This window comes from Okeania sp. SIO1H4 (assembly GCF_010672695.1).
In the GTDB taxonomy this organism is placed as follows: Bacteria; Cyanobacteriota; Cyanobacteriia; order Cyanobacteriales; family Microcoleaceae; genus Okeania; species Okeania hirsuta.
Genome location: NZ_JAAHGB010000001.1, coordinates 16841 through 41881 on the forward strand (window position 1 = coordinate 16841; position 25041 = coordinate 41881).

The window sequence follows — 25041 nt, forward strand, 5'->3', positions numbered from 1 at the left end:
TCATCCTCAGTAGCTTAATGATATTTACTCCAGGAGCAGCATTAGTAGAATTTAAAAATTCTACAGCTCCAGTAGTTTTAGATGGGCGACCAATACTCAAAATTAGCAGTGCAGGGGAATATACTGCCCAGAAAAGAGCCGAATTAATTGAACAAAAGTTATCAACTGTAGTTTCATCATCAAAACCTATACATTTAAAAGTTAAAACAGATGAAAAACTACCAACAATTTGGTTAAACGATGCCTATCTATTAACTGTTACTCAAAAAGATGTTTTTCCAGGAAGTAATCTCAAAGAGCAAACAGACATTTGGGCAGAAAAAATTGAGGATTCAGTAAAAATAGCTCAAAAAGAACGCTCTTTAAAATTTATGGGAAACACATTAATTAAAGTAGGATTAATTATTAATGGAGCTATAGCAATAAACTGGCTATTAAAGTTAGTATGGCGAAAATATTTATATCAAGTTATATTGTTTTTTTTGGGAAATCATGGCATTGCTCATCCTGAAGAGAGCAAAAGTTTATCTATATTAATTAGTTTAAGTTTGCTAGTTACGAGAATAGCTTTATGGATAGGAACAATTCTGTATATTACTAATAAGTTTCCCCTAACTCGACAGTTTAGTTATCAGTTTACCGATACCTTAATTTCCACCTTTACTTCTCCGGTAATTCATTTGGGAAATCAAACATATTCTGTACCCGATCTATTAATTTTAGTAGGTTTAGTCTGGGCATTAATAATTGGTGTTGGTGGAATAACTAATATTTTAAGATCGCGCATTTTACGAGTAACCGGAATTAACCGAGGCGCTCAAGAAGCGATCGCCACTATGACCAAATACAGTTTAATCACTATTGGTGTGATGGTATTATTGCAAGTATGGGGTTTAGATTTGAGTTCTATTACCTTGTTAGCAAGTGCGTTTGGCGTTGGTATTGGTTTAGGTTTCCAGGATATTGCTAAAAATTTTGGCAGTGGTTTGGTATTATTGTTTGAGCGACCGATACAGGTGGGCGACTTTGTAGAAATTGGAGAATATCAAGGAACTGTTGAACGCATTGGCGCCCGCAGTACAATGATTAAAACTTTCGACCATGTGTCTATTATTGTACCTAACTCCCGGTTTTTGGAGGCGGAGCTAATAAATTGGGATCATGACCACCCAGTTTCGGCGTTGCGGTTACCAGTAGGAGTTGCTTACGGATCTAATGTAGAGGGGGTATGTCAAGCTTTATTAGATGCAGCAGCAGCAGTTTACCCCGATGTGTTATCGATGCCAGAACCCCAGGTTTTGTTTATTGAGTTTGGAGATAGTTCTCTAAATTTTGAGTTGCGGGTATGGACAGCGGAACCGAGCAAACAGGTAATTATTAGGAGTGAGTTGTATTTTAAGATTGAGGCAATATTGCGAGAGCGTCAAATAGAGATTCCGTTTCCGCAACAGGATTTGCATTTGCGGTCTGGGAATTTACCAATTGATTTATCCCCACGAATGGAAGCGATGTTGATGCAGTTTTTCCAGCAGGAAAGCAATGGGAAAAAAGTTAATTTGACTGGTAAGGAGCAGCGGAATTAATATAGTGCGTAGCGCTAGGCAACAGGCAACAGGCAACAGGCAACAGTGAATATTTCTCTTAATAACTAACAATTAATAATTTACCTAACACCTACCACCTATAACTGATTAAATATTACTGACACTATATGAGCTATTCCATGAGCTAGTATTGCAGACTCTAAACCTTTTTGCCAATACAGATATCCGAGAATTAAACCAAATAATGAATTAATCGTAATAATATAGGAAATAAATATCGCATTTACCTTAGTTTGAAATCAAAAAGCTATTGGTAAATGTCCGACCCCAAATAATAAAGATGACAACAAAATTGCCATAACAAAGTATCGCCCTTGGGGTTGACCTTTTCCTCTTTGAAAAATTTTCCATCCTATCCAAACTAGGAGTGTCATTAACCCCCATCTAATTAATAATTCTTCGGTAATACCTCCAAATAAAATGCGAGTTATAAATGGTAAATTGTTGGATATTTCCGAACTTTTAGTTACAAAGTCTGAAGGTAAAAACGGTTGCCATAATAAAGCAATGAAGACTAAAGCTAAATCTCCGATGAAATCTCCAATCATACCTGGTAATATTTGCGGTTTAATTACTGGCATAAGTGGATTTTTCTTAGCGATCGCTTCTGCTAAAGGTGCTGATAATTTAACTTTTTCAGCTAAAGCAACTTTAATAATTACTGCTATAGATAACAACACAGTTTGCTGGAATAAAGTCAACAGTTTAATTATCCATAAAGGAGGTAATTTATTATCTTCTGGTAGAGGTATATCGAGCAACAATAAAGATAATATTCCGATCATACCTATTACCCACAAAACCCAAAATAATTTATTTTTGTAGCTCATAAATCTGTGATTTTTGATGAGTCTAATATTATCTTTTTTCTGATGAGTTTAATACCTCACTGTCTACAGAGTGAATTCGTTGAACTTTGTAGGGGTGGATCAACTTTTTTCAGTATCCCCATAAACTTTTTACAACTTCAGTCCTTCCTTCTTCAATCAATTCCATTTAAATATATTAAATTCAGTTATAACTATATTCGATAATTAATAATTAATACCAAATTCATTTCTAACTTGCATAGAATAATATTTTAATCGGAGTTGACTGTAGCTCTAGATAGAAAAGTTAATAAGTTTCATAATTCTATGTAATCTCAGATAAAATTGCTATGAGACCTAAGACCTACGACCTACGACCTAAAACCTAACACCTAATTCTGTGCAGCCTCACATAAAATTAGTATAACAATTAATAATTACCTCTCCTGAAAATTATCGGATTGGCGAAAAGAATTTTTTGTCTTTCTTTATTCTTCAAAGAAGAGGATTTAAACCTTAATTATTCGGTAATTATCTTTTTCTTTATCATTTTCTTTGTGGGTTTAATACCCCACCGTCAACGGGGGTGTTCAAAATTACTTGGGGGAGCGTAGACGCGGAGCGGCCCTTCGTTGACTATCCCCATGTAATTTTCCTCCTGTCTCCTGTCTCCTGTCTCCTGTCTCCTTCTTCAAGGGTTTAATACCCCACCGTCTACAATTGGTTGGGGATAGTCAACGACCTGCCACTTCCTGTCTACAAACCCCATCCACTTTTTTCTTATTCCTTCTTCAAAATTATTTTTCAACACAGCCGATAGCTTGATTTTATAACTGATAATTAATACCTATAGCCAATAGTAAACTTGCTAAAACACTACCTAAAAAACCTATTCCCAAATTAGTCATATTTGACTGACTAGCTGATGCCATTGCTGTGTTTAAATCTGGTGAAGTTAAACGCTCATAATTTTTCACAGCTACAATTGTTTCTGGTAAAGATGATATTAAACTTCCCAAAAAATAATGCAATCCTGCAAAAATTGAATCACCAAACAATTTAGTCAGTAAATCATCATAAATTTCAGTCCAAGCTATAAATAATGTATTTAAAATATAACATAATAATATCAATAAAGCCGTGCCTACAATAAACTTCCACCAACTTGCTTCATAATCATCTGCATTAATATCTTCAAATAATTCAGGTCTTTTTTGCTTAAACTGTTTTTCATAAAGAAAAAAGACAAATATACCTGCTAAACAAGTTATACCACCAACAATTACCCAAGGTAAAGTTCGGGAATCTATGACTTCTGGCAAAGGTGCAAATTCCGATTCACCAGTAATAAACCAATAAGCTGTAGTAGCAAAGGCAAACATTGATAATGACATGGAAAAATGCCATAAAAATAGCATTTTTTCTTTATTAAGAATTTCGATAAAATTTTTGATATTAGATATTTTTCCTAAAAATACCCATTTACCTATAACAATTATTGGTGCCACAATAAACATTAGATAAATATTGGCAAAATTTGAACCTAGAGGAGTTGCTATACCTCCTAACCTACCGAGACTCAATGATAGCAACATCAAAAATAATTCAGGATTATTTGTACTAGAATTGATTACTATTGTGCGTTGATTTTTACCTAAATATTTTTCAGCTAAACCTGCTGCAGAATTTACCATAGTATCTGTAGCAATAGGGATAAACCAAAAGCAAAAAATTATTGCTGCCAAGGCACTAATTGCCAAAAAAGTGATTTCATTAGTAGAGCGGTGTAATTGTATAATCCAAGTATCCATAGCTTCAGATAAGATTCAATATATAGCAGTCCTCGACAGGGTTGTGTAGAAAATCTTTTGGAATTAGAAAGTAGGTAACAGTAGTAATAGTTTCAGACTTTATTATCTGTATTTTAGTTTTTTTGCTATGTACTCGCACTACCTACACAAAATTCAATAGGAAATTAGCTACAATAAATAAAGACTATCCTGCTGTCATAGTCTTTACTCATTGTAGCTATTCTCAATCAAAATTCCATTCGATTTGTTTTTAATTGTCAACAATAGATAAATTCAATATTTTTTACAGAGATTCAATTGTGCTTATTTTAACAATAGCATATTGAATGAAAATGTTCACTTATTACTTTTTCAATTTTCACTATTAAAATCTCACCAATTTTGGGATTATTTTTACAGAATATATAGTTTCCTAATTAATTGTGATAGTTTTATGTGTTCTGGTTATTGATTTTTTATAATTATCTAATCATTAAGGTTTAAAGCCTCTTATTATTTGAATAAATAAATCAAAAAAAATATTCACCAATCTTTTTTTATACAGATAATTATTAATTATTGAATACCTAAAATCTAATATTTAATCCAAACTAGCTACTCAAATCATGCTTCCATAGTACCGTCCACTGTCTATATTTTTTAATACTAACCAAAATTGTAAATCTTGGTAATACTATAGTCTTATGGACGGCTTAAAATAGAATTATGTAGATATTTAATTAGTCAAAATTCATCTACCTATTAGGCAATCTTGGTACAGTTATTCCTTCTACTCGTTGGCGGAATTCTTCAACACCTGGATTAAAATCTATTGGTAAAACAGCCACAATATTATCATGAGGACGAGGAATAATTACCCAAGATTCCAAAGTAGCACCATAAGCTTTTTCAACAGCAGCAATTCCTGCATCCATAGCAGTTTTTACTTCCGAAACATCACCTCGAATTTGAACAGTAAACCGAGCACTACCAACCCTAATATAACCCACTAAAGTGACTCGACCTGCTTTTACCATTGCATCTGAGGCAGCTAAAATACCAGGAAAACCCTTAGTTTCCAGTGCTCCAACAGCTTGTTGTGCCATTATATTTCTCCTAAATTTAAGTTAAGAATTAATCTCTGCAATTAATTGTAAAAATTTTAGATGTCTATCATAACTAAACTATATATTCAGCCAAATTATCAATAATATTAATTTGAGCTATCAATAAGTTTAGGACAATATTCATCTAAATTGTTCACTAATTTCTGTATAACTTAGTGGTAATACAGATTCTACATTCTCCGGGGGATTAGGAACAATATAGTGACTGTCCACAATACCACCATAGACTTTTTCTGCTGCTTCAATGCCAGCTTGGACTGAAGGATAAACTTCAGAAGTTGGTCCCCGAACTACCACGACAAAGTGGCCTCTTTCAGCTATACCGTAGTAAACTAAGGTAACTCGCGCAGCTTTGACCATAGCATCTGCAGCAGCTAATATACTGGGAAAACCAATAGTTTCTATGAGACCTACTGCTTCTGGCATAGAAATACTCCTGTACTCTGCAAAAATAAATCAATATAATTGTAATCCTAATGGCTGATGCTGTATATATAAATTGATAAAAAAGCAATCAATTATACTGGACTATAAGGATTTTTATCTATATTCGATCTCTTTTAAATTTTCCTGAAAAATGTAGAATATAGTGTCATTTCAGTTATCAGTTAGCCTCCTCCGGAGGAACTGCGTTAACAGTTATCAGTACCTCTGCAATAAGGAGCCTTGAAATCTGGAATATTCTCTTTTTTCCCTTAAAAAGGGAGGCTATTGAACATAAATTTTCAGCCACTAACTTAATTTAAAGTTGTCAGATATTATTGCTTTTAAGGTTGTTGTTATTTAATTAATTTATGCACAATATAATCAAATATCAATTCATCAAAAATTTTCAGAATAATATGAGAGTGATTGCGGGTAAAAACCATAGTAAAATTCATTCAGCAGTCAAATTTATTCTGGTTACCCTATTAACTTTTGGCATAACAATTACTTGGTCATCTGTAGCTTGGGCACAAATACCATTCCTGCCAAATATACAACAAACGGATAATCAAGGACCAATTTTTGATTGGTTTAATCGACCATATCAATGTGGTAATTTAATGTGTAGTAAAGTCTGGTTTAATGGCAGACCTTTAATTACTGTCGCTGCACCATCAGCTAATACAGAAGAGAATCAAAGTGCTATTTCTACTGCCAAGCAAAGAGCAAAAACTGTAGAAATTAATCTTCAACAAGTTTTAAAGATAGTACTACAGTCAAAAAATAGTAAAATACCAAACCCATCACCTCCAAATTCAACCCCTACATCTAATAATCAATTACCAGAAAAACCATCTGATTTTGACCAACCATTGCTTGCAAAACCGACATTAACTCCCAAGGTAAAAGAACTTCAGACAAGAATCCAAAATATCACACCAAATATTGATATTATCCGCAAAGATAATATTAATAGTCAAGGCACAAATCAAAGCCTAAATCTTCATCCTCAAACACCCAAAATTGAAGTAGGAACTCTGAATAATTTAACAGTTATTTATGCGCCAGAACAACCAGGATTAACAAAACAAACTATACTCACAGTTACAAAATATGACGTAGTTGCCAACTTTGCTAATAGTGAATTGCAGCTAGCAAAGATCTGGCAAAATCGCATTATTCAAGAATTGAGTAATGCTTTAAAAGAAAGAGAATACTACAACAAAAAACTATATATTATCATCGCTCAAGTTTCTATAATTATTGCTAGTATGATAATTATTAGCTCGGTATTAAAGTGGATACAAAAACGCTTGAAAGCTAAAATTGAATTGCTCAAACAAAAAATCAAAGAATTAGAGCAATCTCTACAAGTAAATCCCGAAGAAAAATCTATAGAAAATTATCAATCTACTGCAAATACAGCCAATACTCAAGCAGCAGAATCATCAATTAATTTCAACAAAGAATCTTTACTACATTCAAACCTAGAAATTACATCTCTCAGTATATTACTAGCAATGGTTGAAAATGCACCTTTAGCATTTTTGAATCAGTTAGAATACATCTGGTCAGCATTGCCAAAAGTTTCTCTAAAACGACAGTTTCTTTTAAAGAAACAAAAAAATATTACTGTTTTACTAGAACAAATTTTAATGTGGGCACAAGTATTTATCTGGGTGGGAGGAATTAGTTTAATTGTTGCGATGTTCCCACAAACTCGGGCTTTATATTCTTTTCTCTTAACACAATATGTACAATTTTTACTAATATGGGTAATTGCCAGCATTACAGATAAAGCTACTTACTTCTTAATCGACTTTTGGTTAGATAAGTGGGCAACACAAGCACAACAAGGTTCCCTAGTACCTGAAAGATATACCAAGCGAGTCAATACTTATTCAGGCGCACTCAAACAAGCGACAAGTGTTGTTATATACTCAATTGCCATTTTATATACTATACAAGCAATAGGTGTTTCCCTTGCCGGAATAGGAATTCTTGGCATAGCATTAACTTACGTTTTCAAAGCTAAAGTAGATAATATGATTAACGGTTGCTTGATTTTATGGACGGATCAGTATGCTGTTGGAGACGTAGTTCAAATAGGCGATGTAACAGGTATTGTAGAACATATAAATCTTTATTTAACTCAACTGAGGGGAGCATAAGGGCGACTCATTACTATTCCTAATGGTAGTTTTGAGGTTGTGCAAAACTTGACAAAAGATTGGTCTCGGGTAGACTTTCGAGTTGAAATTGCCTACAGTGCAGATGCTAGGAAAGCACTAAATATGATGGCAGAAGTGTTAGAGCAAATGCGGAGTGAACCTGAATGGCAAGATAAAATTCTCGAACCTGCAATAATTCTCGGAGTTGATAATATCTCGCACACGGGTATTTTAATTCAAATTTGGATTAAGACTGCACCAATACAACAGTTTGCTGTGGGACGTGAATTCCGCCTCAGAATTAAACAAGCATTTGACCAAGAAGGTATTGCTATTGGTGTACCGCAACATTCTGTAAATTTTCAAAATTATCCTAAGAATGGTAGTGGCGATCGCAACAAAGGAGACAATTCATATCTTTCCGCTCTAGGAGTAGGGGAGTAAGGGAGTAGGGGAGTAAGGGAGTGGGGGAGTGGGGGAGTAGGGGAGTAGGGGAGTAGGGGAGTGGGGGGAAATAATTGATATCAAATCCGCTCGGGTTCGGTATCAATAAATGTTCAATCTGAGCGCCATTGCCAAATCTTTCTTTATAGCAGTGAACAGGGAACAGGGAACAGGGAACAGGGAACAGTATTTCTATGTCTTACGGTTCATCATCAACATAAGTCAAACAGCAACTTGTTCCTTGTTATATCCCCCCATCACCCCATCACCCCATCACCCCATCACCCCATCACCTCATCTCCCCATCTCCCCATCCTCCCAATCTGACTTCTGACTTGCGCGAAGCGCTATACCACTTCCACCGCTCGATCGCTCTTTTGCGGATGTATTTTCTTCACATCACTTTGCAAAGCTGCATACAAACGATTTAAAGCATTTATATAAGCTTGAGCTGATGCCACAATAATATCAGTATTAGCAGCATGACCAGAATACACCCGTCCTTCATGACGCAAACGAATAGTCACCTCCCCAATAGCATCAATACCAGCAGTTACCGACTGCACAGAAAACTCAATTAAATCATTAGGCACATTCACCACCCGGTTAATTGCCTTGTATACAGCATCCACAGGTCCAGTACCAATGGCAGCATCAGTCAATTCCTCCCCATTAGGAGTCCGGATACTAACTGTGGCGGTGGGACGAGAGCGATCGCCACAGGAAACCTGTACCAACTCTATACGGAAGAGTTCTGGTGGTTGTTGAATCTCACTGTTAACAATAGATTCTAAATCCCAATCTGTAATTTCTTTCTTTTTGTCTGCCAAATCTTTAAATCTGAGGAAAGCTTTATTCACCTCTTCATCAGAAATATCAAACCCAAGTTCTTTGAGACGAGTTTGGAAAGCATGACGACCGGAAAGTTTACCCAAAACTATTTGGTTATCTGTCAACCCGATGGACTCAGCATCCATGATTTCATAAGTAAGCTTATTCTTGAGTACCCCATCTTGATGAATACCTGACTCATGAGCAAAAGCATTAGCGCCGACAATAGCTTTGTTTGGTTGCACAAACATTCCTGTCAAGTTAGAAACCAGACGAGATGTTTTATAAATATGGCGAGTATCAATATTAGTAAGTGGTGCTTCTGACTCTGGTGCGCGACCAAGGAAGGGATTAAAATATTGTCGCCGAACGTGCAATGCCATAACTAACTCTTCCAAAGCAGCATTACCAGCTCGCTCACCGATACCGTTAATAGTACATTCCAGTTGACGAGCGCCGTTTTTCACAGCTTCAAGGAAGTTAGCGACTGCTAAACCGAGGTCGTTGTGACCATGAACAGAAATAATAGCTTGGTCAATATTGGGTACATTTTCCTTAATACCTCGGATAAGTGCCCCAAATTCAGCAGGTGTCGTATAACCAACAGTATCGGGAATATTAACCGTAGTCGCTCCAGCAGCGATCGCCGCCTCCAATACTTGATAGAGAAATTCTGGCTCAGAGCGACCTGCATCTTCAGGGGAAAATTCTACATCATCTACGAAAGTTTTAGCATAGGCCACCATTTCTGGAGCGATCGCCAATACTTCTTCTCTAGTTTTCTTAAGTTTATAAGCTAAGTGAATATCGGAAGTAGCAATAAAAGTATGAATACGAGCATTAGCTGCGGGTTTAAGAGCTTTACCTGCAGCTTCAATATCTGCACGGGTTGTTCTTGCCAAACCACAGATTGTTGGGCCTCCTTCTACACCCACTGTCTCGGCAATTTTTTGTACTGCTTCAAAATCTCCAGGACTAGAGTAGGGAAAACCAGCTTCAATCACATCTACTCCCAGGCGAGATAGTTGCCGAGCAATAGTCAATTTTTCATCTATATTGAGAGCTGCTCCAGGAGATTGTTCCCCATCCCGGAGAGTCGTATCAAAAATAATAATTCGGTCTTGATTACTTGTCATTATTTTTCCCTTATAGTTTAATATTTTACAGCAATTAGCCTTGAGCTTTTTTCGATCTTACCTTGTCTTACAAACTAGTGAATATAGTTTAAATTAACTAGCTATCAGCATTTTCCGTACCGGAATGCTCTGCAAACAGCACTCAGCTTTCAGCGTACTAAAAGCTTTGGTTTAAATCCCCGACTTCTAGGTTGTCATTTCATTTTAGTAGGGGTCGCGTATCCCCTGATCAAAAGCTAACTGCTAAAGGCTGAAATACTATTTGCGGAGCATTCCGGACCGAAACGTTTTTTAATTAAATTAAACGTAAATTTAGTCTAATTTTTGTGAGTTTTCTAGGAAGATATTTAAGTCTTCAAGCATAGATTTTTTCTTTGATGCTTCCTGCCTTCTGACTTGGTGCATTCTCAAAGAAATTGAGATTTTTTTCCTTCTTCTTTCTTCCTTCTTCCCTCTTCCTTCTTAATTAATATTCTGCCTTTTCTATTTGGTCGCGAATATCATTTAAATCTACATATTGATCTGTGGCATTTCGCAATTCTCTAGCAATCATTCCTTCTGTTGATACAACTGTTATATGAGTATTTTTAGAACGCAGTAGCTCAATAGCTCTTTCAAAATCCCCATCTCCACTAAATAAAACTACTTGGTCATATTGGTCTACTGTATTAAACATATCTACTACAATTTCAATATCTAAGTTAGCTTTTTGAGAATAGCGACCCGAAACATCATCATAATATTCTTTAAGAATTTTAGTGCGTACTGTATAACCCAAACTAATTAAAGCATCTCGGAATCCCCTTTGATCTTGTGGGTCTTTTAAGCCTGTGTACCAAAAAGCATTTATTAGTTTGACTTCTGGTTTGTTGAAATGTTCTAATACTCTTCTAGGGTCAAAAAACCAACCATTTTTTTGTTGAGCGTAGAACATATTATTCCCGTCAACAAATATAGAAAGACGGTTATTGGAATTATTCATAGAAACTTAAGTTTAATATTAATTTTAGATAATTCAGTCTAAATCTATTATTTTAGTAATATTCCTATCATCAATGCAATTATTTTTAATTTAGATAAACTAATATTATTACTTGTATTTTTCAGATTTAAACTGCAAAAAATCACCCTTATATCATAAACCGATAATATTTTTCTCTACTAATAATTTTAATAATTTTAGTAGTTATATACTATCTATTTTAGTCTTTTTTCTGTAAAAAAATACTTTTTATACTTATTAAATTAATTGATCCCCTTCCAGATCTTCAATATAAGACAATAATTTTTCATTAAGGCCATATTTTGAAGATTTGATTCGTCCAATATTCTAATAATTCAGTCAAATCAAAAACAATTGACTTAATAAAAACTATGTATAGCAGAAGGAAGAAGTAATCAGGAAAAATCTGGCGTTGTCTGAGTTTTAAACTTTTGATATGTCCGCGCCCTTTCCTTCGACTGCTATATATAAAATTCGGAATATAGAAAAACTGGGGCAGTACAAAATTACAGCCCTCAAATATACAAATTACATCAAGATAAAGACTTACACCCCGATCAATTCCTGGGTGATTATACCTAAGCCTTTTTACTTTCTATCGCCCAACGAGCTAATTCTGTCCGATTGTGTAGACCAGTTTTACCAAGCATATTGCTTACATGACTCTCAATCGTTCTTTGACTAACTTCCATCAATTGTGCAATGTCACGATTTGCCATCCCCTGGGCTACAAGTTGGACTACCTTTAACTCTGTGGGAGTTAATTCTACGTTTCTGCGCACCTTGATTTTTGGCCCATTACTAACCATGGCAGAATTTTGATGTTTAATTAGGCGAGAAGCTTGCTTCAGGGAAGATTCTACTTGAGCTACGAGTTCTTCTGGCTCAAATGGTTTGACAATGTAGACATCAGCTCCGGTATTTAAACCTTTGACTCGGTCTTGACTTTGACCCTTGGCAGATAGAAATAGAACTGGAACCCATTCTGTAGATGGGTTTTCTCTGATGTGTTGCACCAGAGTATAGCCATCCATTTCTGGCATCATCACATCACATATAATTAGCTCAGGAATTTCATTTTCCAGCTTTTCTAGTGCTTCTCGGCCATTTTCTGCCGTTGTTACTTGATACCCACGAAATTCTAAATAATCCTTGACTAATAAGATTAAATTAGGGTCATCATCAACCAACATTAACCGTCTTTGGTCTGTAGTATTAATTTCCTTCATAATGAAGAACTCACTTTGTTTAATTCCCGCAAACATTAACTTCAAAGACAGGTATAAACCACATCTTTCATAAAAGATTAAGGAAGTAGGGCGAGTTTGCTACTTTCTTTTAAATTAATATATATCCTTAGCCACAGGGCTTGGACTGCACCTAATGATCTAAAGAAATTATGCCCCGTATTATTGATTATAGATTTTAGACTCAATCAATAGTTCTACAATATTAGATATATATAACTAGATAATAGTTTTGTATTTGTGAAAAATAACTTCCACTACTTTTAATAATATATGAAAATTTGACAGTATTGACTACTAATATTATCATAATTTATATTGATAAATATTAGTTACTAATTGTTAACTTTGAACTTTTGAGTTTGGCAGTCAAGTAAATGTCCATGATTTATGAGTATTAGCGAATGAATCAACTAAGGCTATTTGATCAAATAATCATTGATTCGGGCAAAGGATGAGTTAGAAAAACATATTCCTCTACAAGTTTATCGCCCATTATATGCTCTTGAATAATTCTTTCAATTACAGGAGGAGTTGCGGAATGATACCATACTCCTTCAGGATAAACAACCATGATTGGACCTTGACAACAAACTCGTAAACAGTTAGCTTTAGTGCGAAATATATAGCCAGGTAAATCAGTGTTAACCCGATCAAGTTTTAACTCTTTGAGCCGTTTTTTGAGATAATTCCACGCCTCTAAACCAGTCTCTGTTGAACAACATTTAGGCTTTGTTTGGTCAGCACAAATAAAAATATGTCGCTGAATTTTACTTAGTCCCAGAGATTGGATACAAACACCAAGGGATTCCTGGCAAATATCTTGGTCAATATCGTCCAGTTGATAATTTTCCTGGCATTCAGCTATCTGGAAGTTAGTCCCATCAGATTTATCGGTTTTTTGAGATGATATATTATCTGTCATAAAATTTTCGACACACCTTCCAACGAACTTCTTGGGATATTGTCTTTTTGGTCAAATGTCCTATTTTTAATAATAAATGACTTTGACGGTGAAATTCTCGATTTACTCAGATAATTTTAGTCTACTGTCCTAATTTAAAAAGCTCAATTCAATTGAGAGGAATATTGTTTTGTCGATTTAATTTAGACTTTTGACAGAAAAAACCGATAGTCTTGCATGGTAATTGTAGAATACATATTTTTTAATTTCTCCCACACTCCTCATCTCCCATTCCCCCACACTCCCGGTGCTTCCTTTACCATTACTATGCACCACCACCAAAAACCAAATCCCTCAGTTCGGGAACCCGTACAGTTTCATCAGTTGCAATGGCAACTCCTATTCAGCTAAATTAGCACTCAGGTAGTGAGAGTGCTAAAAAAGAAAACGAAGCGGGTAATTTAGCTTCAGATTCTAGCCTCTCAGGAAAAATCAAATTTATCTGGAGGGAAAACAATGGCAGCCGTAACATTGAGTGTTTCTACTGTTAAGCCTTTAGGCGATCGCGTATTTGTCAAAGTTAGTGCAGCTGAAGAAAAAACAGCAGGTGGTATTCTTCTACCTGACAATGCAAAAGAAAAACCCCAAGTAGGAGAAGTTGCTGCTGCTGGTCCTGGTAAGCGCAATGACGATGGTTCCCGCGCAGAAATGGAAGTTAAAGTCGGAGACAAAGTGCTGTACTCCAAATACGCCGGAACAGATATCAAACTCGGTGGCGATGAGTATGTGCTACTTGCAGAAAAAGATATTCTCGCAATTGTTAACTAAGAATTATCAAGTTGTTCCATAGCACTAGCAAACTTCTTCGACCTATTTGATGTTTGCCAAAGTGCTAAAACAACAATTATCAATAAAATAACAAATAGAGCAGCGAGAAGATTGCTCCAATACCTTGAGTGAAACCACTCTCAAAGCAAGCTCACAGTATAGATTTTTGTCTATCCCGAGGAGTCTAGAAGTCTGTTGACAGGCTGGAAGCAAAAGTGGATTTATCCCTTTTGTGGTGTTTTTTTACACAGAATTCAGGGTGTTTCAACCCCTGGAGATGTCAAATCCACAATTACTAATCAATAAGAATTACAACTATGGCTAAACGTATTATCTACAACGAAAATGCTCGTCGCGCCCTCGAAAGAGGTATGGATATTCTAGCTGAGTCTGTAGCAGTAACACTCGGTCCAAAAGGTAGGAACGTAGTTCTAGAGAAAAAATTTGGCGCTCCTCAAATCGTTAACGATGGTGTGACAATCGCTAAAGAAATCGAACTAGAAGACCATATTGAAAATACAGGAGTTGCTCTAATTCGTCAAGCAGCTTCCAAAACCAATGACGCAGCAGGTGACGGTACTACTACAGCCACCGTTTTAGCTCACGCAATTGTAAAAGAGGGTCTAAGGAACGTAGCTGCAGGTGCTAACCCCATTGCCATCAAGCGCGGTGTTGATAAAGCAGCAGGTTTCTTGGTAGAAAAAATTGCATCTCACGCTCGTCAAATTGAAGATTCTAAGGCGATCGCTCAAGTTGGTTCCATCTCTGCTGGTAACGATGAAGAAGTGGGTAATATGATTGCCCAAGCAATGGATAAAGTGGGCAAGGAAGGCGTAATTTCCCTAGAAGAAGGGAAGTCAATGCAGACCGAACTAGAAATTACTGAAGGTATGCGCTTCGACAAAGGCTACATCTCTCCCTACTTTGCAACAGATATGGAGCGGATGGAAGCGGTACTCGAAGAACCAATGATTCTAATTACTGATAAGAAAATTGCTTTAGTACAAGATTTAGTACCAGTATTAGAACAAGTAGCTCGTTCTGGCAAACCTTTATTAATCTTAGCTGAAGATATTGAGAAAGAAGCTTTAGCTACTCTGGTTGTTAACCGTTTGCGGGGTGTGTTGAATGTAGCTGCTGTGAAAGCTCCTGGTTTTGGCGATCGCCGTAAAGCAATGTTAGAAGATATTGCTGTATTAACTGGCGGTCAAGTTATTACTGAAGATGCTGGTTTGAAACTAGAAAGCACCAAACTAGATATGCTTGGTAAAGCTCGTCGCATCAACATCACCAAGGACAACACTACCATCGTTGCTGAAGGTAACGAAAAAGAAGTTAAATCTCGTTGCGACCAAATTCGCCGTCAGATGGAAGAAACTGAATCTTCCTACGACAAAGAGAAGTTACAAGAGCGTTTAGCTAAGTTAGCTGGTGGGGTAGCTGTAATCAAAGTTGGTGCTGCTACTGAAACAGAAATGAAAGACCGCAAATTACGCTTGGAAGACGCTATCAACGCAACTAAAGCTGCTGTAGAAGAAGGTATTGTTCCTGGTGGCGGTACAACTCTAGCTCACCTAGCTCCCGATCTAGAAAATTGGGCAAATGAGAATTTGCAAGCAGAAGAGTTAACTGGTGCTTTAATTGTGAGTCGTGCTTTGTTAGCTCCTCTAAAGCGCATTGCTGAAAATGCCGGCCAGAATGGTGCTGTGATTGCCGAGCGCGTGAGAGAGAAAGATTTTAATACTGGTTACAATGCTGCTACTAACGACTTTATAGATTTGTTTGAAGCTGGTATTGTTGACCCTGCTAAGGTAACTCGTTCTGCTCTACAAAACGCTGCTTCTATTGCTGGTATGGTGTTGACAACTGAGTGTATTGTTGTTGACAAACCTGAACCCAAGGAAGGTGCTCCTGCTGGCGCTGGTATGGGCGGTGGAGATTTCGATTACTAGGTTTGAAGAAGGAAGAAGGAAGAAGGAAGAAGGAAAATATTGTGTTGTCTTAGTTTTCAGCTCTCGATCTATCTGCCTCCTTTCCTTTGACTGCTGTAAATAGTGTGTATTGTGTTTGGGCCACCTCCATTGATTGGGGGTGGTTTTTTTTATAGCAGAAGGAAGAATATTGCGTTGTCTTAGTTTTACAGAGGCTTTCATTTGGGTAGACTACTGTAGGGACGTTCCATGGAACGTCTTACGGAAGTCAGAAGTCAGAAGTAAAAAAAAGTGAATTTGGTCTCAAAATTATTGGTTATAGATGTTATTTTTATTGGTCATTTAGCATTTAAAGCGGTTAAATACTATGAACCCAATTATAAAGTTGACGTTTTTTCAAGAATTGTCTATCGTAATAAGGTGTGGGAAAAGTCTCAAGAGAGTAGCGATCGCAAGTGAGTTCATGAACACGTAATCCTAGCCCTACTCTGGAATTACTAAGTTAGTAGCTAAAGGTATTGGTTTGGTCGCTGTACGACTGATGCGAAAAGCTTTACATAAACCTCAATATTTAATGCAAGAGCTTTCCCTGCTACTTAATCAATTTAGAAGGAAAAAACAAACATGGACTTAAGACCAGGGCAACGTCTAAATCTGAGATACAAAAACCGGAAGTTTGAGGCTATTATTATCAATCCTCATGCTTTTGGGCATAATAAACCCAACATAGGTTTGAACTTCCGAATGTCAAATGAATATGCTGGCATTACTTATAAGCAGTTAGCGAAGTGGACACGCCAGACCCGTAATGAAAATCCTGGTGACTTTCATAGCACCGACATAATTGAGTATTTTGAATTACCAAAGAATAAAAAGCGATTTGCAGTATATCACTTACCATTTGATGAAAAAGAACAAAAAGCGATTTGCAGTATATCACTTACCATTTGATGAAGACGATAAAAAACAGGGTTATGGTAATCTTACAAGCCCCTATCATAAAGTTCTAGAGGTATCAGAGTTTATTGATCTTGCTTTTGAACTTCTCACAGAAAGAAGGCTACCCAATGGAACGCAAGACAAGATCAAAGACTTTCTTAAGTGGTTTGCCACCGAAGGTTTTTATGCCCAGGCATACACTGCGATCCAAGGAGTTTACACAAAAGCTGACAGTGAAGCGCTACATCAGTGGTTAGAGGCTCGTTTGAGGAATAAACATGAACGGTTGCCCTATGCTCGCTTTATTGCTGAAATTCGAGAGTCACCTGCCTACTGGACTGACTATACCTATATCAAACTATTTGGCAAACTTGCATCTGAAATGCGCCTAGAATGGGAGACAATAGATGGTACTCCACGCATTGCTCGTAATCATATTCCTGAAGCTTTGGGACTTGAAGCTGTAGGTTTTGTTGAGCGTATGACAACTGAGCTTTATACAGGTAATTTGTCTGAAGCGCACGACATCTCTATCAATGCTGCTAAACGCAAATACGAATTACCTGAGCCAGAAGATGTAAATATTGATCGGTTGTTTGAGTCAAAAACTCGAAAACTTAACCCACAGCAAATCAAAAAAATTCAAAATGATTATGCTATAGGAGTATCTCTTAAAGAACTTGCCGAACGTTTTGAGGTAACAGTACAAGCAATTAGTTATCACTGTAAAAATGTGAAGCGGGCAATCTAAATTAGTATCAAGATATAGATAATTAATCCATACTAGGGTTCTTAAGGGCTTTGTTGCTTTGTGCAAGAACCTGTAGAACCATTTTTGTCAAAATTTGCAATTTCTCAGAACATATTAAAGATGAAAACACAATCATTTTCCGACTTAAAAAAACTCTCTCCCCAACTACCCAAAAAATCCCTTACCTGAAAATATTGGTATTATTTGTGTCTCGCGTTAGAGGGGATACTCACGCCAAAAGTGACTGGGATTTTGCTGCACCATATGATGATGAATAAATTTGCAAAAATATGATGAGAGATAATACTTTTGCTTGGTTTGAAGTTCCGATAGGATTGGGAAATATTTTTCAAATTAACAGCGATATTATTGATGTGGTATAACTCAACAAATGTTCTCCACCATTAGGTTTTTATGTGGCACGAGATGGGAAAATTATTTATGAAAAAAACTTTTGCTAAACGGGACATTTATAGCATTTGACTACTTGATTTTTTTTAGGATACTACTACTTGTACACCAGTACCTAAAATCTTACTTTTAACTTTTGACTTTTAACTTTTGACTTTTAATTTCCCATGCCCTATAGTCTCGTCCTCAACCTAACCCCTAAATCTCCCATTCCTACCAAATATCTAACAGGCAGACATCTCCATGCTTTGTTCTTAACTTTAGTTAGTTCCGTCGATAGAAATTTAGGCGATCGCCTCCATGAATCTACTGGTAATAAACCTTTTACTGTTAGTCATTTACAAACTCAAAAACGCTCCTCAAAAAGTCGCGACCATACTCTCCAATGGCAACATAAAAAATTTATTCCACCAGGTACTAATTGTTGGTGGCGTGTATCTCTTTTAGATGACAATTTATTCAGCGAATTAACTCAACTTTGGTTGAATATTAATCCTGAAAAACCTTGGCATTTAGGTCTGGCAAATTTAAACATTATTAATATTCTTAGTACGCCGAAACCCGATTGACCTTGGGTAGGCTCTTTTTCTTATCAATAAATCTATGAAAATGCTTCTGATTCTCAGAGAATTATTACCCTAAATTTTGCTACTCCTACTTGTTTTCGACAAGGGAGTTATGATACGCCGATGCCTACTAAAGATTGTGTGTTTAATTCTTTATTGAATCGTTGGGATCAATATAGTGGGATGGAATTTTTTTAAATTCCGCTTGACTCGATATATCCTAGTTATTTCGATATTAATACAGAAATTGTTGCTGATTCTCGAAGTAAGTTTATTGGAGTTGTTGGTGAGGTTACTTATCGATTTTTTGGAGATGTTGAACCAGATAAAATTAAACAAATAAATGCTTTTAAAGTTAAACTTACCCAAATCCCTATTAAATTGATTTAATATCAGCATTCCGCTCAATTTTATCAATAACTTCTTTAACCCTTTCATACTCTAAATTTTTCTCTTCTTCTACAAACAATTCAGCAGCTTTCTGTAAATCTTCCAGAGCTTTTGGCAAATTTCCTAACTGCTCATATACAATTCCACGACTTTCATAAGCATTAGCAAAATTAGGCTGCAATTCAATGGCTCGATTAAGGTCTGCTAAAGCCGCTTCATAATCTCCTAATTCTAAATAAGCAGCACCCCGATTATGATAAGTCAAAAATAGTTCTGGATTAAGTTTTAAAGCCCGGTCGTAATTAGAAATTGCCTCCCGATAATTTCCCAAAGAACTATAAGCATTCCCTCGATTATTGTAAGCATCTGGTAAATTTGATTCAATTCCTAACGCCCGGTTGTAATCAATAATTGCTCCCCACTCGTCTCCCAATAAACGGCGGATATTACCCCGATTATTATAAGCATCTGCCAACTCAGGATTTGATTTAATTGCTTGAGAAAAATCTGCTATTGCTTGCTGATAATTCCCCAAATTTTGCCAAATATTACCTCGATTTAGATAAGTTTTAGCATAATTGGGGTTAAGTTTAATTGCCCAATTATAATCCTCTATTGCCCCCTGTTTATCTCCAAATTCAGTCCTAGCAACTCCCAGATTAAAATAAGTTTTAGCATCATTAGGTTTCAGTTCAATTACTTTAGAATAATCAGCAATAGCTCCTGGATAATCTCCTAATTTCCGCCGAATAATTCCCCGATTATTATAAGCATCCACAGCATTTTACTCTAATTATATTACTTTATAAAAATCGGCAATTGCACCTTGTGCGTCTCCTATTCCAGAACGAGCAACACCACGATTACTATAGACATAAAATAAGTTTTGCTCTAATTCAATTACTTTATTTAAATCCGCAATTGCTACTTGATAATTACCAATAATACTATTAATATTTCCTCGATTATAATAAGCTTCAATGCGACTAGGATCGAGATTAATTACATTAGTAAAATCCTCAATTACTCCTTGATATTCTGCTAATTCAATTCGTAAAATACCACGATTATAATAAGCTTCAATAAAATCCGGTATCAGCTCAATAGCTTTACTAAAATCATTCAAAGCTCCGGGAAAATTTCCATCATTATATTTATCGACACCCCGATTAAAATAAATAGACATCTCCGAAAAATAAATAAATTGTGATAAAGTAATAAAAAATGTAATTTTTGCTAGGCAAATTATGACTAATATACTCGATTATATTCACAATCACCCACAAGAATCAGAACGTTTATTAGGTATGAAGTATGAACAGTTAGAAAAGTTATTAAAACAAGCAGAAAAACTCCACAATAATAAGCGAGAAATAGCTACAGCTAAAAAAGTGATAATAATGGCTTATGGTGGTGGTAGGCTACCTAAATTATCTATCTCAGAACAAATTATTTTAACATTAACTTATTTAAGACATTTAACAACATTTCAATTACTAGGAATTCAATTTGGAGTGAGTGAAACTACTGCCAATGATACATTTAATTATTGGTGCCCAATAATTGGAGAATTGTTACCACCAAGTCTACTAGAACAGGTAAAAAAAACTCCAGTGACAAAGAAATTGTTAAAGAAATTTTAACAGAGTATGAGTTAATTATAGATAGCTATGAACAGGGTATAGAAAGGCCAGAAGAATATGCAAAACAAAAAGAATATTACTCAGGAAAGAAAAAAAGTCATACTAGAAAAAGTCAGGTGATTGTGTTACCATTAGGTAAAGATATTGTCGATGTAGAAGCTGGAAAACCAGGAAAAAAAAGTGACATAAGTTTTTTTCGTGAAACACAAGAAAAATTCGCTCAAGAACAAAAATTTGCTGGTGATAAAGCTTACATTGGAGAATCAGCAATAAGAACACCGAAAAAAAAGCCAAAGAATCAAGAATTAACCAGTCAGCAAAAGTCTCAAAATCAAGAACTGGCTGCTGAAAGAATCTTTATAGAACATATAATTAGATTGGTAAAAATATTTCGAGTAGCCCAGGAAAGATTCAGGCTAAATTCTGATAAATATACGCAAATAATAATGACTATTTGTGGACTTGTAATACTGGGAATAGGGACGGTTATTTTGTATTAATAAATTAGCCGAAAATATCTTAAAAAGTTCTTGACTTAAGATACTATAATTAGGGCTATATATTAATACTAACTATCTCTAATACCTATGAGACTGTAAAAATCAACTATCTTGGTAAAATAGCGATCGCTCCTTAAAAGATAGTTACAGTATTGGTTTGACTATTTTCGGAGAAGTCTAATAGAAGCATCTTGATTTTCCGAGTCATTATTAATAATTTTATCCTCACTCAAAGCAGCATAATATTCTGTAGTGGTTTGAGCTAAAACATAATGATGAGGGAAAATTATTGCAATTAAAGCAAAGATATAAGCCAGACGTATTTTAACCGCATAAGTGTTCCGGAACAGTATTGCTCCTAAATATTTTTGTCTGATTAAGCTTTTGAACATTTTTCCTCCTAATAATAAGCTATCAGTATTTCAGCATTTGAGCTTTTCAGCTTTTTAATGAATGAAGCAAGCATTCGTTATAAGTGTTCCGGAACAGTATTGCTCCTAAATATTTTTGTCTGATTAAGCTTTTGAACATTTTTCCTCCTAATAATAAGCTATCAGTATTTCAGCATTTGAGCTTTTCAGCTTTTTAATGAATGAAGCAAGCATTCGTTATAAGTGTTCCGGAACAGTATTGCTCCTAAATATTTTTGTCTGATTAAGCTTTTGAACATTTTTCCTCCTAATAATAAGCTATCAGTATTTCAGCATTTGAGCTTTTCAGCTTTTTAATGAATGAAGCAAGCATTCGTTATAAGTGTTCCGGAACAGTATTGCTCCTAAATATTTTTGTCTGATTAAGCTTTTGAACATTTTTCCTCCTATAATTATGGTTTACATTTAAAGAGTAGTAGGGACGTTGCATAAGGGCGTCCGTACAGAGAAGTAAATATAAGGATAATTAACAATAACTGGCGTGCTAATTATCAAAAAAGTTATTTACTTAGCATCTTAATTACTTGATAATTGAAGTTTCACTTAAGTTAAGTATTCAGGACTTACGCACGGACACTAAATCGAATGAGGGCGAATGCCATTTGCGTTCCGCAAAGCTCCGAATGGCGCCCCTACAGATGGTGTTTTAAAAGTCAATTTGGGTAAGTTCTGTATTCTTTTTTCACGCTTGGTATAATATGATTCTGAATATAAACAATTAAAGTGGTAGTGCATTGTAATTATATTTGTTACGAGACACGGTAGTGGGAGCATCTTGCTCCCGTATTCGCTTGCCCCTTTCCTTCTTCCTTCTTCCTTCTTCCCTCTTCCTTATTCAATATGCAAAATAATTTCCCCCTTTCACCAAAGCAGCAAAACTTACCTAACCAAAGGTGGTTAATATATCCAGAGCAACCAGAAATAACTAAACAACTAGCCAAAACTCTAGAAATATCACCCCTAATTGCCCAGACATTAATTAACCGGGATATTTCTACTATAGAACAAGCACAAGAATTTTTAGATCCTGAGTCAATAAAACTACCTCTACCAATAGAAGAATTTCCCGACTTAGATATTAGTCTCAACTTATTACAAACTACAATTTCTCAAGAACAAAAAATTGCTATTTGTGGTGACTATGATGCAGATGGAATGACTAGCACTGCTTTATTGTTGCGCGCTCTCAAATATCTAGGGGCAAAAGTTGACTATGCTATTCCTAGTCGAATGCAGGAAGGTTATGGCATTAACCAACGTATTGTTAAGGAGTTTCATCAGGAAGGAGTAAGTCTCATCATCACTGTAGACAATGGTATTGCTGCTTATGAACCTATTGCTAGGGCAAGGGAATTAGGTGTAAATGTTATTATTACAGACCACCACGACATTCCACCAAAACTACCACCAGCTCACGCTATCCTCAACCCCAAGCTTATTTCAGAAACTTCTCCTTATCGGGGTGTGGCAGGAGTGGGGGTTGCTTACATTTTGGCAGTATCTCTAGCGCAACGTTTGGGAAAACACCAAGGTTTAATTAAGCCACTTTTAGAATTATTCACCTTGGGTACTATTGCTGACTTGGCGCCTCTAACTGGAGTAAACCGTCGCTTGGTGAAACGGGGGTTACAATATTTGCCTCACTCCCAGTTAGCAGGAGTACAAGCATTAATTCAGGTATCTGGTGTTCAAGCTAAGGAAGAAGGAAGAAGGAAGAAGGAAGAGGGAAGAGGGAAGGAGGAAGAGGGAACTTGTCAAGAAGGAAGAGGGAAGAAGGAAGAGGGAAGAGGGTATCCCCCCTTGCCCCCCTTTGAAAGGGGGGAGGAAGAGGGAACTCAAACGCCAAAAAATTTTCAACAGTCTGTAGATAGCGGGGTATTAAACCCAAAATCAAAAGATAATCAAAAATCTCTTAAACCTGATGATATTGGTTTTCGCCTGGGCCCGCGCATCAATGCAGTTGGGCGTATTGCTGACCCACAAATTGTGATTGAGCTTTTGACTACTGATGATATGGGAATAGCTTTGGAAAGGGCGATGCAATGTGAAGAAATTAACCAGCAACGACAACAGTTATGTGAGGAAATTGAACAAGAGGCGATCGCTTGGTGTGAGTCGAGTCAGATAAATTTACGGGAGGAAAGGGTTTTAGTGGTGGTGCAACCGGGATGGCATCATGGTGTTATTGGTATTGTTGCTTCTCGGTTGGTGGAACGTTATGGTGTGCCTGTTTTTATTGGCACTTATGAGGAGGAGGGGGAAGAAATAATTCGTGGTTCTGCTCGTGGCATTCCTGAGTTTGATGTTTTTGAGGCGTTACAATTTTGTGATGAGCTATTAGGAAAGTATGGAGGTCATAGAGCGGCTGGTGGTTTTTCTTTTTCGGCAGAAAATTTGGATAAATTTCGTTCTCGTCTGAGTGAGTTTGCTCATCAATGTTTAGAAATTAAGCATCTAAAACCGTTAGTTAGTATTGATGCTGAGGCAGAAATTCAGGAATTAAATTTTGATTTATATCGTCAAATAGATTTACTTCATCCCTGCGGAATTGAAAATAAGGACCCTGTGTTTTGGAGTCGAAATGTGAGAATTTCTGAACAAAGAATTGTGGGTAAGGGGCATATTAAATTAACTTTAATTAAAGGAGAAATAATTCAGGCGATCGCTTGGCGTTGGGGCGATTATTTTCCTTTACCTTCGGTGGTAGATATTGCTTATAAAATGCGGGAAAATACTTGGAATGGTCAGAGTAATATTGAGTTGGAATTATTAGGAGTACGTTTACCGATGGAAATTTCTAGGAATTCACAGACTTCGCCTCAAAATTTTCCTCAAAAAGCAGAATTTTATTACAGTAGTCGCCCTTACACTTGCAGTCTTTATCAAATAGGAGATGTGAAGGAATTAAGAATTAGAAATTCCCGTGGAGAAGTATTAGCAATTCAACAGGGACAAAAAATAGGTTTGTTAGGTAAAACTCGTAATAATGCTAAACAAGTAGATGTTTCAGATGCCCGTTTTTTTAATTTAATTAAAGCAGCTATGAGTGCTTTAAAGTTATAAAAGAAGGAAGACGGAAGAGGGAAGAAGGAAGAAGGAAGAAACTAGATACAGCAAATTCCAAGTATATGAAATACAAATATGAAAAATTAAATTTTC

At 36.0% G+C, this 25041-nt stretch carries 24 protein-coding genes; 13 read left to right on the top strand and 11 right to left on the bottom strand.

The annotated features are described in order from the left end of the window. Positions 1–17: 17 nt before the first annotated feature. Entirely contained in the window at positions 18–1583 is a 1566-nt protein-coding gene (locus F6K06_RS00080; protein ID WP_240038791.1) for a mechanosensitive ion channel family protein, read from the top strand. 260 nt (positions 1584–1843) lie between these two features. Here the strand turns inward: F6K06_RS00080 and F6K06_RS33650 are convergent, their stop codons facing one another. The 4 genes from F6K06_RS33650 to F6K06_RS00100 all read right to left on the bottom strand — a co-directional run bounded on the left by F6K06_RS33650 (position 1844) and on the right by F6K06_RS00100 (position 5756). Continuing rightward, positions 1844–2434, bottom strand: a complete 591-nt coding sequence (locus F6K06_RS33650) for a type II CAAX prenyl endopeptidase Rce1 family protein (RefSeq protein WP_205127248.1) — start codon at positions 2432–2434, stop codon at positions 1844–1846. 806 nt (positions 2435–3240) lie between these two features. Further along, positions 3241–4224 carry a hypothetical protein gene (locus tag F6K06_RS00090; protein ID WP_124143538.1) on the bottom strand — a complete coding sequence of 328 codons (984 nt, stop codon included), beginning with the start codon at positions 4222–4224 and terminating at the stop codon, positions 3241–3243. Positions 4225–4958: 734 nt separating this feature from the next. Next, positions 4959–5309 carry a carbon dioxide-concentrating mechanism protein CcmK gene (locus tag F6K06_RS00095; protein ID WP_124143537.1) on the bottom strand — a complete coding sequence of 117 codons (351 nt, stop codon included), beginning with the start codon at positions 5307–5309 and terminating at the stop codon, positions 4959–4961. Positions 5310–5450: 141 nt separating this feature from the next. Next, positions 5451–5756: a BMC domain-containing protein gene (locus F6K06_RS00100; protein WP_124143536.1), complete on the bottom strand. Its 306-nt coding sequence runs from the start codon at positions 5754–5756 to the stop codon at positions 5451–5453. A gap of 368 nt (positions 5757–6124) precedes the next feature. Here F6K06_RS00100 and F6K06_RS33655 point away from each other — a divergent pair, with 368 nt between their 5' ends. Together F6K06_RS33655 and F6K06_RS33660 are read left to right on the top strand one after the other, a co-directional pair. Further along, the gene (locus F6K06_RS33655; RefSeq protein ID WP_353734835.1) at positions 6125–7927 is read left to right on the top strand and encodes a mechanosensitive ion channel domain-containing protein; all 1803 of its coding nucleotides are present in this window, start codon (positions 6125–6127) and stop codon (positions 7925–7927) included. 39 nt (positions 7928–7966) lie between these two features. Then, entirely contained in the window at positions 7967–8371 is a 405-nt protein-coding gene (locus F6K06_RS33660) for a hypothetical protein (RefSeq protein ID WP_353734836.1), read from the top strand. 347 nt (positions 8372–8718) lie between these two features. Here F6K06_RS33660 and F6K06_RS00110 read toward each other — a convergent pair whose 3' ends face one another. The 4 genes from F6K06_RS00110 to F6K06_RS00125 all read right to left on the bottom strand — a co-directional run bounded on the left by F6K06_RS00110 (position 8719) and on the right by F6K06_RS00125 (position 13513). Then, positions 8719–10338 carry a 2-isopropylmalate synthase gene (locus F6K06_RS00110; RefSeq protein ID WP_287239324.1) on the bottom strand — a complete coding sequence of 540 codons (1620 nt, stop codon included), beginning with the start codon at positions 10336–10338 and terminating at the stop codon, positions 8719–8721. A 466-nt stretch (positions 10339–10804) separates the two neighbouring features. After that, positions 10805–11320: an NYN domain-containing protein gene (locus F6K06_RS00115; protein WP_124147411.1), complete on the bottom strand. Its 516-nt coding sequence runs from the start codon at positions 11318–11320 to the stop codon at positions 10805–10807. A gap of 599 nt (positions 11321–11919) precedes the next feature. Then, complete coding sequence (locus tag F6K06_RS00120) at positions 11920–12570, bottom strand: response regulator transcription factor (RefSeq protein ID WP_124147412.1); 651 nt, start codon at positions 12568–12570, stop codon at positions 11920–11922. Between the two features lie 445 nt (positions 12571–13015). Continuing rightward, the gene (locus F6K06_RS00125) at positions 13016–13513 is read right to left on the bottom strand and encodes a ferredoxin (RefSeq protein ID WP_124147413.1); all 498 of its coding nucleotides are present in this window, start codon (positions 13511–13513) and stop codon (positions 13016–13018) included. 495 nt (positions 13514–14008) lie between these two features. On the opposite strand from F6K06_RS00125, the gene groES reads away from it, so the two are divergent. The 7 genes from groES to cas6 all read left to right on the top strand — a co-directional run bounded on the left by groES (position 14009) and on the right by cas6 (position 19116). Beyond that, on the top strand, positions 14009–14320 hold the full coding sequence (gene groES, locus F6K06_RS00130; protein WP_124147414.1) for a co-chaperone GroES: 312 nt from the start codon (positions 14009–14011) through the stop codon (positions 14318–14320). 317 nt (positions 14321–14637) lie between these two features. Next, complete coding sequence (gene groL / locus F6K06_RS00135) at positions 14638–16272, top strand: chaperonin GroEL (protein WP_124147415.1); 1635 nt, start codon at positions 14638–14640, stop codon at positions 16270–16272. A 270-nt stretch (positions 16273–16542) separates the two neighbouring features. After that, positions 16543–16710 (top strand): hypothetical protein, encoded by a 168-nt coding sequence (locus F6K06_RS00140; protein ID WP_161564727.1) that lies wholly within the window; start codon positions 16543–16545, stop codon positions 16708–16710. A 165-nt stretch (positions 16711–16875) separates the two neighbouring features. Then, positions 16876–17202: a hypothetical protein gene (locus tag F6K06_RS00145; RefSeq protein ID WP_124147416.1), complete on the top strand. Its 327-nt coding sequence runs from the start codon at positions 16876–16878 to the stop codon at positions 17200–17202. Next, on the top strand, positions 17156–17941 hold the full coding sequence (locus F6K06_RS00150; protein WP_124147417.1) for a hypothetical protein: 786 nt from the start codon (positions 17156–17158) through the stop codon (positions 17939–17941). The genes F6K06_RS00145 and F6K06_RS00150 overlap by 47 nt, the downstream gene beginning before the upstream one ends. Before the next feature lie 578 nt (positions 17942–18519). After that, entirely contained in the window at positions 18520–18921 is a 402-nt protein-coding gene (locus tag F6K06_RS00155; protein ID WP_240039183.1) for a hypothetical protein, read from the top strand. Positions 18922–18984: 63 nt separating this feature from the next. Further along, positions 18985–19116, top strand: coding sequence for a CRISPR system precrRNA processing endoribonuclease RAMP protein Cas6 (gene cas6 / locus F6K06_RS00160; protein ID WP_275670460.1), 132 nt, complete (start codon positions 18985–18987; stop codon positions 19114–19116). Between the two features lie 178 nt (positions 19117–19294). Here cas6 and F6K06_RS00165 read toward each other — a convergent pair whose 3' ends face one another. Continuing rightward, positions 19295–20086 (bottom strand): tetratricopeptide repeat protein, encoded by a 792-nt coding sequence (locus F6K06_RS00165; protein WP_124147418.1) that lies wholly within the window; start codon positions 20084–20086, stop codon positions 19295–19297. Between the two features lie 15 nt (positions 20087–20101). Then, positions 20102–20494 (bottom strand): tetratricopeptide repeat protein, encoded by a 393-nt coding sequence (locus tag F6K06_RS00170; RefSeq protein ID WP_124147419.1) that lies wholly within the window; start codon positions 20492–20494, stop codon positions 20102–20104. Between the two features lie 61 nt (positions 20495–20555). On the opposite strand from F6K06_RS00170, the gene F6K06_RS00175 reads away from it, so the two are divergent. Then, positions 20556–20951 (top strand): transposase family protein, encoded by a 396-nt coding sequence (locus F6K06_RS00175; RefSeq protein WP_287239336.1) that lies wholly within the window; start codon positions 20556–20558, stop codon positions 20949–20951. Continuing rightward, a complete protein-coding gene (locus F6K06_RS00180) occupies positions 20861–21451 on the top strand; it encodes a transposase family protein (protein ID WP_240039184.1) in 591 nt (196 codons plus the stop codon). The genes F6K06_RS00175 and F6K06_RS00180 overlap by 91 nt, the downstream gene beginning before the upstream one ends. Before the next feature lie 161 nt (positions 21452–21612). On the opposite strand, the gene F6K06_RS00185 is transcribed toward F6K06_RS00180, so the two are convergent. Next, entirely contained in the window at positions 21613–21843 is a 231-nt protein-coding gene (locus tag F6K06_RS00185; protein ID WP_124147420.1) for a hypothetical protein, read from the bottom strand. An 879-nt stretch (positions 21844–22722) separates the two neighbouring features. Between F6K06_RS00185 and F6K06_RS00190 the strand changes: the two genes are divergently transcribed. Then, the gene (locus F6K06_RS00190; protein ID WP_124146140.1) at positions 22723–24945 is read left to right on the top strand and encodes a DHH family phosphoesterase; all 2223 of its coding nucleotides are present in this window, start codon (positions 22723–22725) and stop codon (positions 24943–24945) included. The last annotated feature ends 96 nt before the right edge of the window (positions 24946–25041 follow it).